The 14,483-nt window shown below is 76.3% G+C and carries 1 protein-coding gene and 1 pseudogene; both read right to left on the bottom strand.

The window, feature by feature from the left end:
* Positions 1 to 30: 30 nt before the first annotated feature.
* Positions 31 to 14,004 carry a type I polyketide synthase gene (locus E1298_RS50275; RefSeq protein WP_279498116.1) on the bottom strand — a complete coding sequence of 4,658 codons (13,974 nt, stop codon included), beginning with the start codon at positions 14,002 to 14,004 and terminating at the stop codon, positions 31 to 33.
* A gap of 219 nt (positions 14,005 to 14,223) precedes the next feature.
* Positions 14,224 to 14,427, bottom strand: a pseudogene (locus tag E1298_RS51795) (acyltransferase domain-containing protein); the annotation flags it as partial.
* Positions 14,428 to 14,483 lie beyond the last annotated feature (56 nt).

Genomic DNA, 14,483 nt, shown 5'->3' with positions numbered 1-14,483 from the left:
TCTCTCCATGATTCGCCTGATAGGTATGGCTCACGAGTCGCCGTCGCCCAGAGCCAGGCGGACCAGGTCGTCGGCGTTCATCGTGTCCAGGTGGCTGTCACCGTTGTGGTCGGGGGTCTCGGGCTCGGGGGCGGGCGCGGTGGCGGGGGCGAGATCGGCCCGCAGCCGGTCGGCCAGCGCGCCGGGGGTCGGGTGGTCGAAGATCAGCGTCGGCGGCAGCTTGACGCCGGTCGCGGCGATCAGGCGGTTGCGCAGCTCCACCGCCGTCAGCGAGTCGAAGCCCAGGTCCTGGAACTGGCGGTCGGCCGTCACCCGGTCGGAGGTGGCGTAGCCCAGGACGGCCGCGACCTCGGCCCGGACGGCTTCGAGGAGCAGGTGGCCGCGCTCGTGCCGGGGCGCCCGTTCGAGGCGCCGCCGCAGGTCGGCCGCCGGTGTCTTCGCGCGTCCCGCGGCCGTCCGGCGCGAGGCCGGGGCCAGGGTCCGCAGGAGCGCCGGGGCCGTCTCGGCGTCCATCGCGCGCAGGTCGATCCGGGCCGCCGCCACGGCCGGGACACCGGCGGCCAGCGCTGCGTCGAACAGCCCGAGCCCCTCGGCGGCGGAGAGCGCGGTGATGCCGGTGCGCGCCATGCGGCGCAGGTCCGCCTCGCCGAGGTCCCCGGTCATCGCGCTCTCCTCGGCCCACAGGCCCCAGGCGACCGAGAGGGCGGGACGGCCCTCGGCGCGCCGCAGCCGCGCGAGCCCGTCGAGGTAGGCGTTGGCCGCCGCGTAGTTGCCCTGCCCGGCCGAGCCCAGCAGGCCCGCGAGCGAGGAGAACAGGACGAACGCCGACAGGTCCAGGTCGCGGGTGAGCTCGTGGAGGTGGGCCGCGGCGCCGGCCTTGGGCCGCCACACCCGGTCCATGCGCTCGGGGGTGAGGCCGTCGATGACCGCGTCGTCCAGGACGCCCGCCGCGTGCACCACGCCGGTCAGCGGGTGCTCGTCCGGGACGGCGGCCAGGACGGCGGCCAGGGCCGCGCGGTCCCCGGCGTCGCAGGCCGCGACGGTCACCTCGGCGCCCGCGGCCTCCAGCTCGGCGGCCAGTTCCCCGGCGCCCGGCGTGTCCATGCCGCGCCGGCCGGTCAGCAGCAGCCGGCGCACGCCGTGCCGGTCCACCAGGTGCCGGGCCACCAGGCGGCCCAGTGTGCCCAGCCCGCCGGTGATCAGCACATGGGCGCGCTCGCCGAACGGGGACGGCCCGTCCGGGTCCGCCGGGTCCGCCGGGTCCACGGAGGCAGCCGTGTGCGGGCGCAGCGCGGGCGCGGACGTCCGCCCCGCCCGGATCGCCAGCTGCGGCTCGTCCGAGCCCGCGGCTTGGATCAGGCTCCGCAGCGACTCCGGCGACCCGTCGGTGTCGATCAGGGAGAAGCGCCCGGGGTGCTCCCGCTGTGCGGAGCCGATCAGGCCCCACACCGCCGCACCAGCGAGGTCCGGGCGGTCCCCGCCGGCGACCGTGGCGGCGCCCTCGGTGAGGACGGCGAGGCGGGAGTCGCCGTACCGCCCGGCGGCGAGCCAGGTCTGGGCGAGGTTCAGCGCTTCGGCGGGCCCGCCGGGATCGGTGGCGATGACGACGGTGGGCACCTGCCCGCCGTCGTCCAGCGCCTGGCGCAGGCCGTCCATGTCGGCGTGGGCGCTCACGGCCACCCCGGTGGCGCGGACGACGTCCGTCACGCCCCGGTCGTCGCGGCCCACGACGGCCCACGGGCCGCGCGGGGCGGTCTCCGGCGCCCGCCACCGGGCCCAGTCCACGGTGAGCAGCGCGGGGCCGTCGACCGGTCCCGCCGCGGCGTCGGCCCCCAGCTCGCGCACGGCCAGCGTGCCCTCCAGTACCGGGGCCCCGGTCTCGTCGGCGAGCAGCAGGGAGCGGGAGCCGTCCTCGCCCTGCCGCACCCGCACCCGCAGCGCGCCCGCGGACGACTGGTGGAGGGTCAGCTCGCTCCAGGCGAACGGGACGACGAGCTTTCCGCTCTCGTCCTGGGCGCCGCCGAACGAGGTATGCAGCGCGGCGTCGAGCGCGGCGGGGTGCACCAGGAAGCCGCCTGCGTCCTCGGGCGGGGCGACCTCCGCATACAGGTCGGCTCCGTCGCGCCACACGGACCGCAGCCCCTGGAAAGCGGGCCCGTAGTCGTAGCCGCGGTCGGCCAGCCGGGTGTAGAGGCCGTCGATCGGGACCGGCGCCGCCTCCGGGGGCGGCCACGCGGCGAGAGCGCCGGGCTCGGACGGACGGCCCGTGTCGAGCACGCCGGTCGCGTGGCGGGTCCACTCCCCGTCCGAGGGTTCTTCGGGACGGGCGTAGAGCGCGAAGGCACGGGTGTCGGCGGCGCCGGGGGCGTCCACCACGAGCTGGATCGCGGTGCCGTCCGCGACCGTCAGCGGCTGCTCCAGCGTCAGCTCCGCCACCTGCCCGGCGCCCGCCCGCAGCGCCGCGTGCAGGGCGAGTTCGGCGATGGCCGCGCCGGGCAGCAGCGGCCGCCCGGCGATGGTGTGCTCGGCCAGCCACGGGTGGGCGCCCGGGTCGAGCCGCCCGGTGAACAGCCAGCCCTGGCCTCCGGCGATCTCGACGGCCTGGTGCAGGAAGGGGTGCCCGCCGTCCGCCCCCGGCGCGGGGCCGGGCGCCACCGGGCTGAGCCAGTAGCTCTCGCGCTGGTAGGCGTAGGTGGGCAGGGGCACGGTCCGGCCGCCGGGCAGCAGGCCGCTCCAGTCGACGGCCGCGCCGCCCACGTAGGCCCGCGCCAGCGCCGTCGCGAACGTGCGGGCCTCGTCGTGGCCGCGGCGCAGCAGCGGGGCGGCGGTGACCGGCCGCTCGGCGTCCCCGGCTGCCAGGGCCGTCCGGACCATGCCGGTGAGCACCCCGTCCGGGCCGAGCTCCAGGTAGGTGGTGACGCCGTCGCCGTCGAGGAAGCGGACGCCCTCGTAGAAGCGGACCGTCTCGCGCAGGTGCCGCACCCAGTACTCCGGGTCGGCCAGCTCGCCGGCGGTGACGGGACGGCCGGTGACGTTGGAGACGATCGGGATGGCCGGGTCCCTGACGGTGATGCCGGCCGCGACCTGCCGGAACTCGTCGAGGACGCCGTCCATGTGCGGCGAGTGGAAGGCGTGCTGGACGCGCAGCCGCTTGGTCTGCCGTCCCGCGTCCCGCCACAGCGCGGCCACCTCGTCCACGGCGCTCTCGTCGCCGGAGACCACGACCGAGGCGGGGCCGTTGACGGAGGCGACGACCACCCGGCCCGTCCGTCCTTCGAGGGTGGGCAGCACCTCCGCCTCGGTGGCCTGGATCGCGGCCATCGCGCCGTCGCGCGGCGTGCGGTGCATCAGCCTGCCCCGTGCCGCCACCAGCGCGCACGCGTCGTCCAGGGTGAGGACGCCCGCGACGTGGGCCGCGGCCAGCTCGCCGATGGAGTGGCCGATGAGGCGGTCCGGGACCGTCCCGTACCGCTCCAGGAGCCGGTACAGGGCGACCTCCAGGGCGAACAGCGCGGGCTGGGTGTAGCGGGTCTCGTCGAGCAGGGCGGCCTGCTCGGTGCCGTCCGCGGCGAGGATCAGCCCCTTCAGCGGTACGTCGAGGTGGGCGTCCATGCGCTCGCAGACCGCGTCGAGCGCGGCCGCGAACTCCGGGTGGGCCCGGTAGAGCCCGGCGCCCATGCCCGGACGCTGGCTGCCCTGCCCGGTGAAGAGGAAGGCGGTCCTGCCTCCGGTGTCCGCCTGGGCGGTCACCAGGCCGGGCGCGGACTCGCCGCGGGCCAGCGCGTCCAGCCCGGCCAGCAGCTCGGCCGGGTCGTCGGCCAGGACGACGGCGCGGTCGGTGAGCGCCGCCCGCGTCGTCGCCAGGGAGTGCGCGATGTCCAGGTGCGCGACGCCGAGGTCCGTCCCCGCGTCGGCGGCGAGGGGCCGCAGCCGCGCGGCCTGCGCGCGCAGAGCCTCGGTGCCGCGGGCGGAGACCACCCAGGGCAGCGGACGGGCGGGCGCGGCCCCGTCCCGGGGCCCGGCGGACGGGGCCTCGGGGGCCTGCTCCACGATCACGTGGGCGTTGGTGCCGCTGATGCCGAAGGAGGAGACCGCGGCCCGGCGGGGACGGCCGGTCTCGGGCCACGGCGCCTCCTCGGTGAGCAGCGAGACCGCGCCGCTGCTCCAGTCGACGTGGCTGGACGGCCGGCCCACGTTGAGGGTGCGCGGCAGGGTCCCGTGCCGCATCGCCATCACCATCTTGATGACGCCGCCGACACCGGCGGCGGCCTGGGAGTGCCCGATGTTGGATTTCAGGGTGCCGAGGTGGAGGGGGTGACCGGTGCGGCGGTCCTGCCCGTAGGTGGCGAGGAGGGCCTGCGCCTCGATGGGGTCGCCGAGGGTGGTCCCGGTGCCGTGCGCCTCGACGGCGTCCACGTCGGCGGGGGACAGCCCGGCGGCGGCCAGCGCGTCCCGGATCACGCGCTCCTGCGACGGGCCGTGGGGGGCGGTGAGCCCGTTGCTGGCGCCGTCCTGGTTGATCGCCGAGCCGGGGATGACGGCGAGCACCTCGTGGCCGTTCCGGCGGGCGTCGGAGAGCCGCTCCAGCACCAGGACGCCCACGCCCTCGCTCCAGGCGGTCCCGTCGGCGGAGTCGGAGAACGACTTGCAGTGCCCGTCGGGCGCCAGCCCGCGCTGCCGGCTGAACTCGATGAACAGCTCCGGGCTGGCCATGACGGTGACGCCGCCGGCCAGGGCCAGGTCGCACTCGCCCTGCCGCAGCGCGTGGGAGGCCAGGTGGATGGCGACCAGGGAGGACGAGCAGGCCGTGTCGACGGTGATGGCGGGGCCCTGGAGCCCGAGGGTGTAGGACACCCGGCCGGACACGACGCTCGCGGCGCTTCCGGTGTGCAGGCGCGAGGTGTAGTCGCTGTACATGACGCCGCTGAACACGCCGGTGCGGGTGCCGTGCAGGGCGGTGGGGGCGATGGCGGCGTTCTCGACGGCCTCCCAGCTGGCCTCCAGCAGGAGCCGCTGCTGCGGGTCCATCGCGAGGGACTCGCGGGGGCTGATGCCGAAGAACTCGGCGTCGAACCGGTCGGCGTCGTAGAGGAAGCCGCCGTGCCGGGTGTAGGTCTTCCCGGCGCGGTCGGGGTCGGGGTCGTAGAGGCCGTCGACGTCCCAGCCGCGGTTGCCCGGGAAGGGCCCGATGGCGTCGGTGCCGGTGGCGACCAGCCGCCACAGGTCCTGCGGGCCGCGGACGTCTCCGGGGTACCGGCACGCCATGCCGACGATCACGATCGGGTCGTCGTCGTGCGCGGCGGCGGGACGGGCGGGCGCCGGCTCCGGCCGTCCGGCACCGTCCTGCGCGTCGCCGTTCAGCCGGGCGAGCTCGGCCAGCAGGTGGCCGGTGAGCGCGGCGGGTGTGGGGTGGTCGAAGACCGCGGTGGCGGGCAGCCTGATCCCGGTGACCGACCGGATCCTGCCGCGCAGTTCCAGGCCCGTCAGGGAGTCCATGCCGAGGTTCTTGAACGCGGTGTCGTCGGCGACGGCGGCGGAGCCGTCCAGCGCCAGGACGGCGGCGGCGGTCGTGCGGACCAGCTCGGCGACCGTGCGGCGGCGCTCGGCGTCCGGCAGCCCCGAGGTGCGCCGCGCCCAGGACGACGCGTCGGCGCCGGCCGGTGCCGACGCGGCCCGGCGGCGCGCGGCCCGGACCGCGGTGCGCAGCAGGGTCGGGGCGGTGGCGGACCGCTCCGGATCGCGCAGCGCGGCCAGGTCCAGCTCGACCGGGGTGAGCACGGTCTCGTCCGAGGTGAGCGCCGCGTCGAACAGCTCCATGCCGCGCTCGACCGTCAGCGGCAGCACGCCCTTGCGGGCCCACCGCGCCAGGTCCGCGCCGGTGAGCTTGCCCGCCATGCTCCCGGCGGGCGACTCCCACAGCCCCCAGGCCAGCGACGTGGCGGGCAGGCCCCGCGCCCGGCGGTGGTGGGCGAGCGCGTCCAGGTAGCTGTTGGCGGCGGCGTAGTTGCCCTGGCCGGGGTTGCCGATCTGGCCGGCCATGGAGGAGAACAGCACGAAGGCCGACAGCGGCGACGCCTGGGTGAGCTCGTGCAGATGCCAGGCGGCGTCCACCTTGGGGCGCAGCACGTCGTCGACGTCCTGGGGGGTGAGGTTCTGCACGGTGGCGTCGGCCAGGGCGCCGGCGGCGTGGATCACGGCGATCAGCGGGTGCTGTGCGGGGACGGCGGCCAGCAGGCCGGCGACCGCCGTCCGGTCGGCGACGTCGCAGGCGGCGATGGTGGCGCTGGCGCCCAGCCCGGCCAGGTCGGCGGCGAGCTCGTCCGCGCCTGCGGCGGCCCGCCCCTGGCGGCTGGCCAGGAGCAGGTGCCGGACGCCGTGGCGGGTGACCAGATGGCGGGCGAGCGCCCGTCCGAGGGAGCCGGTTCCGCCGGTGATGAGCACGGTGCCGTCCGGGTCGAAGGCGGGCGGGTCCTGGCGGCGGGCGGCGCGGTCGAGCCGTGGTGTGGACGTCCGCCCCTCGCGCAGGGCCAGCGGCCGTTCGTCGTTGACCGCCGTCAGCGCGGCCATGGCCAGCCGCTCGCCGTCGCCACGGCCGTCCTCGATGCCGTCCTCGACGTCCAGGAGGGCGAAACGGCCGGGATGCTCGTTGTGGGCGGCGTGCAGTAGGCCGCGCACCGCCGCGCCTGTCAGGTCGGCCGTTCCCCGGGTCAGTGCCAGGACGCGGGTCGTGGCCAGCCGCTCGTCGGACAGGCAGCGCTGGACGTGGCCGAGCGCCTCTTGGACGGCGGTGCGGACCGCCCCAGGGAGGGCGTTGTTCTCTTCGGCCGTCACGTACGTCAGGGCCAGCACGTCGGGGGCCGGCCCGGCCGCGGTGAGGGCATCGATGTCCGGATGGCTCTCGACGGCCGCACCAGCGGCGGTCAGGGACGCGGTCAGGCCGAACGGGTCGGGGCCGAGCACGGCCCACCGGCCGGTGAACGGCGCCTCGGTGGCCGGGACCGGCTGGCTGCCCAGCCGGTACAGCCCGGCGTGGTGCGTGGCGGCGGCGGACCCGGCGAGCCGCTCGGCGGGCGCGGGCCGCAGCACGACCGACTCGATGGTCAGCACCGGCTCGCCGCCGGGGTCGGTGGCGGTGAGGGCGGCGCCGTCGCGGCCGGTCGGCGTGAGCCGGACGCGCAGCGCCGTGGCACCCGACGCGTGCAGGGTGACGCCGCTGAAGGAGAACGGCAACAGCAGTCCCGCCGGCTCGTCCGTTTCATCGGGCCCGGCGAAGAGGAGGTGGAGGGCGGCGTCGAGGAGGGCGGGGTGGACGCCGTACTCGGCGGCCTCGGCGTGCAGCGCCTCGGGCAGCGCCACCTCCGCGTACCGGCCGTCCGACGACTGCCAGGCGTCGCCCAGACCTTGGAAGGCGGGTCCGTGGCCGTAGCCGAGGTCGGCCAGCCGCTCGTAGAGGCCGTCCCGGGCGAGCGGCCGCGCCCCCGGCGGCGGCCAGCTCTCCTGCCGGGCGGGCGGCGGGGAACCACCGGACGCGAGGACGCCCGAGGCGTTCCGGGTCCACTCCCCGTCCTCCCGCTCGGACTGCGATCGGACGGTGAGGGCGCGTTCCCCGGACTCGTTCGCGGGCCCCGCGGTCACCTGGAGGTGCACGCCGCCCTCGGCGGGGACGGCCAGCGGCTCTTCCAGGACGATCTCGCGCAGCAGGTCGCAGCCGAGCCGGTCGCCCGCGGCGACCGCGATCTCCACGACCGCGGTGCCGGGCAGCAGCACGGTGCCGGCGACGGCGTGGTCGGCGAGCCACGGATGGGTGCGCAGGGACAGCCGGCCGGTCAGCAGCAGACCGTCGCCGTCCGCCAGGGTCGTCATGCCGCCGAGCAGCGGGTGCCCGGCGGGCCGCAGCCCGAGGCCGGTGGCGTCGGTGATGGCGGCGGGGACGTCCAGCCAGTAGTGGCGGCGCTGGAAGGCGTAGGTCGGCAGCGCGGTCCGCCGGGCGCCGGTGCCGTCGAAGACGGCGGCCCAGTCGACGGGGGCGCCGTGGCAGTGGGCTTCGGCGAGCGCGGTGAGCAGCCGCCGGGCCTCGTCCTCGTCGCGGCGCAGGGTGCCCTGCGCGGCGGCGTCCGCGCCGGTGCCCTCGATGGCCGCCTGGATCGCGACGGTGAGCACGGGATGCGGGCTGACCTCGATGAACAGCCGGTGGCCGGCGTCCAGTAGCGTCGCCGTGGCCTGCTCGAACCGCACCGTCTCGCGCAGGTTGCGGTACCAGTACCCGGCGTCCATCGGGTCCTCGCCGGTCAGGAACCCGCCGGTCAGGGACGAGCAGACGGCGATGTCACCGGTTCGCGGCTCGATCCCGGCGAGCACCTCGGCGAGTTCGGCTTCTATCTCTTCGACGTGGGCCGAATGGGAGGCGTAGTCCACCTCGACGCGCCGCGCCCGGACTCCCTCCTCCTTGCACCGGCCCAGGAACTCCTCCAGCGCCTCGGGGGCACCGGAGACCACCGTGTGTCCCGGGCCGTTGACCACGGCGACGGAGATCCGGCCCTGCCAGGCGCCGATCCGCTCGCGGACCCAGTCCTCGGAACGCGACACCGACACCATGCCGCCCCGTCCCGCCAGCGCGACCAGCGCTCGGCTGCGCAGCGCCACGACCCGGGCGGCGTCCTCGATCGAGAGCGCACCGGCGACGCAGGCGGCGGCGATCTCGCCTTGGGAGTGGCCCACCACGGCCGCCGGTTCGACGCCGACCGAGCGCCACACCTGGGCCAGGGAGACCATCACCGCCCACAGGACGGGCTGCACGACGTCCACGCGGTCCAGGCCCGGCGCGCCGTCCGCCTGCCGGACGACGTCCAGGAGCGACCAGTCCACCAGCGGCTCCAGCGCCGCCGCGCACTCGCCCATCCGCGCGGCGAACACCGGCGAGGACTCCAGCAGCCCGGCCGCCATACCGGCCCACTGCGCCCCCTGCCCGGGGAACACGAACACCGGACGCACGTCCGTACGGGCCTGTGCCGCGACGAGCCCGGGGGCCGTCATGCCCCCCGCCAGGGATTCCAGGCCGAATTCGAGTTCGGCCCGGTCGTCCGCCACCAGCGCGGCGCGCTGCTCGAAGTGGGCGCGGCCGGTGGCCAGGGAGTAGCCGAGATCGGCCAGGACGGCGTCCGGGTGCTCGCGCAGGTGGCCGAGGAGCCCGGCCGCCTGAGCGCGCAGCGCCTGCTCGGTCTTGGCCGACAGCACGACGGGCACCGGCCCCGCGTGGTCGCTGACCGGAGCCGGGACGGGAGCCGGGTCGGGGTCGGGCGCCTCCTCCAGGATGAGGTGGGCGTTGGTGCCGCTGATGCCGAAGGACGAGACGGCGGCGCGGCGGGGGCGTCCGTCGGCGGGCCAGGGGCGCTCCTCGGTGAGCAGCCGCAGGTTCCCGGCGGACCAGTCGACATGCGGGGTGGGCTCGTCGGCGTGCAGGGTGCGCGGGAGCACCTGGTGCCGCATGGCCAGCAGCATCTTGATGACGCCGCTGATCCCGGCGGCGGCCTGGTTGTGCCCGATGTTGGACTTGACCGACCCGAGCCATACCGGTCGGCTGGGATCGCGCTCGGCGCCGTAGGCGGCTTGCAGCGCGTGGGCCTCGATCGGGTCGCCGAGCCGGGTGCCGGTGCCGTGGGCCTCGACGGCGTCGATGTCGCCGGGTCCGAGGCGGGCGTTGGCCAGCGCCTGCCGGATCACCCGCTGCTGGGACGAGCCGTTGGGCGCGGTCAGCCCGTTGGACGCGCCGTCCTGGTTGACCGCCGAGGCGCGCACCAGGCCCAGCACGCGGTGCCCGCGTTCGAGGGCGTCGGAGAGCCGCTCCAGCACGAGCATGCCCACGCCCTCGCTCCAGCCCGCGCCGTCCGCGCCCGCGCCGAACGCCTTGCTCCGCCCGTCCGGCGCCATGCCGCGCTGGCGGCTGAACTCGGTGAAGGCCCAGGGCGTGGCCATGACCGTCACCCCGCCCGCCATCGCGAGGGAGCATTCCCCCTGGCGCAGGGCGTGCGCCGCCTGGTGCAGCGCGACCAGCGACGACGAGCACGCCGTGTCGATCGTCACCGCCGGGCCCTCAAGCCCGAGGAAGTAGGCGAGCCGCCCGGAGATGACGCTGGTGGCACGGCCGGTCAATCCGAGGCCGTCCAGCCCCTCGGGCATCTGGTGCAGGGGCGGCCCGTACTCCTGGGACAGCGCCCCGACGAAGACGCCCGTCTGGCTGCCGCGCAGCGCGAACGGGTCGATGCCCGCCCGCTCCAGCGCCTCCCACGAGGTCTCCAGCAGCAGCCGCTGCTGCGGGTCCATCGCCAGCGCCTCGCGCGGCGAGATCCCGAAGAAGCCCGCGTCGAACTCGGCCGCCTCGTACAGGAAGCCGCCCGATCGGGAGTAGCTCTTCCCGGGACGGTCCGGATCGGGGTCGTAGAGGCCCTCGATGTCCCATCCGCGGTCGGTGGGGAACCCGGCGATGGCGTCGCGGCCCTCGGACAGCAGATCCCAGAACTCCTCGGGGGAGGAGATCCCGCCCGGCAGGCGCACGCCGATGCCCACCACCGCGATCGGCTCGTCGGCCCCGGTGGCCGCCGCGCTCCCGGCCGCCGCGACGGGGGCCGGGGGCGCGGTGCCGACCAGCTCGTCGCGCAGGTGCCGGCGCATCGCGTCCGGGGACGGATGGTCGAACACGACCGTGCTCGCCAGCCGCAGCCCCGTGGCCTCGTTGAGGCGATTGCGCAGCTCGACCGCCGACAGCGAGTCGAAGCCGAGCTCCTTGAACGCGGCCTCCGGGCGGACGGCGTCCGGGCCCGCGTGCCCCAGGACCGTGGCGGCGTGCGAGCGCACCAGGTCCAGCAGCAGGCGGTCTCGGTCCTCCTCGCCCAGCCCCGCCAGGCGGTGCCCGAGGCCGAGGCCCGCGCCCGGCGCGGTGGCGGCGGTGCGCCTGCCGCGCGTCCGGGTCAGCGCCCGCAGGTCGAGCCGCGCCGGCACGAGCGCCGCGTCCGCCCTCGCGAGCGCCGCGTCGAACAGGGCCAGACCCTCCGCGGAGGCCAGGGGCCGCAGGCCCGACCGCGCCATCCGGGCGAGGTCGGCCTGGTCGAGCTCGGCGGTCATGCCGCTGCGCTGCTCCCACAGGCCCCAGGCCAGGGAGAGCGCGGGCAGCCCCAGCGACCGCCGGTGCCGGGCCAGCGCGTCCAGGAAGACGTTCGCCGCCGCGTAGTTCCCCTGCCCGGCGTTGCCGATCACCCCGGCGACGGAGGAGAACATGACGAACGCCGCGACGTCCCCGGCGAGCTCGTGCAGGTTCCACGCCGCGTGCGCCTTCGGCCGCAGGACGGCGTCGACGCGTTCGGGGGTCAGCGCGGTGACCGGCCCGTCGTCCAGCGCGCCGGCCGCGTGCACGACGGCGGTCAGCGGACGGTCCGCCGGTATCCGCGCCAGCAGCGCCGCCAGCGCGTCCCGGTCGGCGGCGTCGCACGCCGCCATCGTGACCTCGGCGCCCAGCCCGCTGAGCTCGGCGGTCAGCTCCGCGGCCCCCGGGGCCCGCGCGCCCCGGCGGCTGGTCAGCAGCAGCCGCCGCACGCCGTGCGCGGTCACCAGGTGCCGCGCCAGCAGGCCGCCCAGCGTGCCGGTACCGCCGGTGATCAGGACGGTGCCGGCCGGGTCGAGCGCCCGCGGCATGGTCAGGACGATCTTCCCGACATGCCGGGCCTGGCTCATGAAGCGCAGCGCCTCGGGCGCCCGCCGCACGTCCCACGTCCGGATCGGCGGGTGGGTGAGCGCCCCGGCCTCGAACAGCCGGACGATCTCGGCGAGCATCCGCTGGAACCGGTCCGGCTCCGTGCCCGCCAGCGTGAGCAGGTCGAACGCCTCGTACCCGACCCCGGGATGGGCGGCCGCGACGGCCTCGGCGTCGCGCACGTCGAGCTTGCCCATCTCCAGGAACCGCCCGCCGCGCGGCAGCAGCCGCAGCGAGGCGTCCACGAACTCGCCCGCCAGGCTGTCCAGCACGACGTCCACGCCGCGCCCCTCGGTCGCGGCGAGGAAGCCGTCCTCGAAGCCGGTGGTCCGGGACGAGGCGATGTGCGCCCCGTCCAGTCCCGCGGCGCGCAGCGCGTCCTGCTTTCCGGGGCTCGCCGTACCGAACACCTCGGCGCCCAGATGCCGGGCGAGCTGCACGGCGGCCGTCCCGACCCCTCCGGCGGCGGCGTGCACCAGCACCGACTGGCCCGCCCGCAGCCCGGCCAGCTCCACCAGGCCGTGGTAGGCGGTCCCGAACGCGATCGGCACCGCCGCCGCCTGCTCGAAGCTCCAGCCGTCGGGGATGCGGACGACGAGGCGGTGGTCGGTGACCGCGACGGGCCCGAACACCCCCGGCAGCATCCCCGCCACCCGGTCGCCCGGGGCGAGGCCGGTCACGGCGGACCCGGTCTCGGTGACGACGCCCGCGCCTTCGAGCCCCATGGCGTCCTCACCCGGGCGCAGGCCCAGCGCGGCAAGCGCGCTCAGCGTGTCCTCGAAGTCGGCGCCGAGCGCGACGAGGGTGTCCCGGAAGTTCACTCCCGCGGCGCGGACCGCGACGCGGACCTGCTCCGGGCCGAGCGGCGCGGCCGCCTCCTCGCAGGGCACCGGCGCGAGGCCGTCGAACGTCCCCTGCCCGCCGGTGCCGAGCCGCCAGGGCCCCTCCGCCGGGGGGACCAGCGATCCGCCCGAGTCGGCGCGGGCGATGCGCGGGACGAGCAGGGTCCCGCCGCGCAGCGCCAGCTGCGGCTCGTCCGACGCCAGCGCGAACGGCAGCGCCTCGGCGGACCGCTCGTTGTCGTCGACGTCGACCAGGACGAACCGGTCCGGGTTCTCCGCCTGCGCCGAGCGCAGCAGTCCCCAGAGCGGAGCGTGGGCGAGGTTGACCGCGCCGTCCGCCACGGCTCCCCGCGTCACGACCGCGAGGCGGACACCGCCGGGACGGTCCTCGCCGAGCCAGCTCTGCACGACCGCCAGCACGCCGTCGAGGATTTCGCGCGCGTCCTCCGCGGGTTGTCCCTCCTGGTCCGCCGCGACGTGATGCAGGACGACCGCGTCACCGGTGATCGTGTCGCGGTCCTCGTACGGCACCGTCGCGACGGTGGAGGCGGGCAATGGCCGGGGCGTCCAGTCCAGCCGGTACAGCGAGTCGGTGACGGCGGAACGGCCCAGCTCGCCGGGGTCGACCGCCCGCATGGCCAGGGACTCCACCGAGATCACGGGCGCGCCGTCGGTGTCGGCCACCAGGAGCCCGATCGCGTCGGGCCCGGCGGGGGAGAGCGCGACCCGCACCGTCGATGCGCCGGTGGCGTGCAGCGTCACACCCCGGTAGGCGAACGGCAGCCGGAGCCGGTCGTCGTCGAAGAACCCGCCCGCGCCGAAGGGGTGCAGCGCCGCGTCCAGCAGCGCCGGGTGGATGCCGAAGGCGGAGTCGTGCGCCTCGTCCGGCAGCACCGCCTCGGCGAACACCTCGCCGCCGCGCCGCCATGCCGCCCTGACCCCGGCGAACACGGGCCCGTACTCGTACCCGGACGCACGCAGCGTCTCGTAGAAGTCGCTCAGGTCGATCGGGGCCGCGCCGGCGGGAGGCCAGACGGCCAGGTTCGATGCCGGACGTTCCGCGGCCGCCGTCAGCACACCCGACGCGTGGCACGTCCACGGCGTTCCCCGCGTGGCGCCGTCATCGCGTGAATAGATGCTCAGCGCACGACGGCCCGCCTCGTCCGGCCTGGCGACCTCGACGCGCAGGTGCGCGGCACCGGCCTCGCCGAGGACGAGCGGCGCCTCCACCGTGAGTTCCTCAAGGCCGGTGCATTCGGCCAGGTCGCCCGCGTGCAGCGCCATCTCCACGAACGCCGCGCCGGGCAGCACGACGGTGCCCGCGACGGCGTGATCGGCGAGCCAAGGGTGGGTGCGCAGGGACAACCGGCCGGTCAGGACGATGCCGTCGGTTCCCGGCAGCTCCACCGCCGCCCCCAGGAACGGGTGCTCGGAGGACTCCTGACCGGCGGCGGCGACATCGGTCGACGGCGCCCCCGACGTCAGCCAGTACCGCTCATGCTGGAAGGGGTACGTGGGCAGGTCTTCGGCCGCTTCGCCGTCGCCGGTGTCCGGGCAGAACGAGGCCCAGTCGACAGGCGCGCCGTGGACAAATGCCTGCGTGGCGGAGGCGAGGACCTGGCGGAGGTCGCCGTGGTCGCGGCGGAGGGTGGGAATGGCCGTGGCGGTGGTTTCGGTGGCCTCGATGGTTTCGGTGAGCCCGATGGTCAGGACGGGGTGCGGGCTGCATTCGATGAAGTGGGTGTGTCCGTTGGTGAGGAGTGCGCGGGTGGCTTGTTCGAATTGGACGGTGTGGCGGAGGTTGCGGTACCAGTAGTCGGCGTCCAGCTCGGTGGTGTCGATGGGCTCGCCGGTGAGGGTGGAGTAGAAGGGGATCTGTCCGGGGCGCGGGGTAATGG

The sequence above is a fragment of the Actinomadura rubrisoli genome (assembly GCF_004349215.1).
Classification (GTDB): domain Bacteria; phylum Actinomycetota; class Actinomycetes; order Streptosporangiales; family Streptosporangiaceae; genus Spirillospora; species Spirillospora rubrisoli.
The sequence above is the reverse complement of the archived record's forward strand: the minus strand, read 5'-3'. Positions and strand labels throughout refer to the sequence as shown.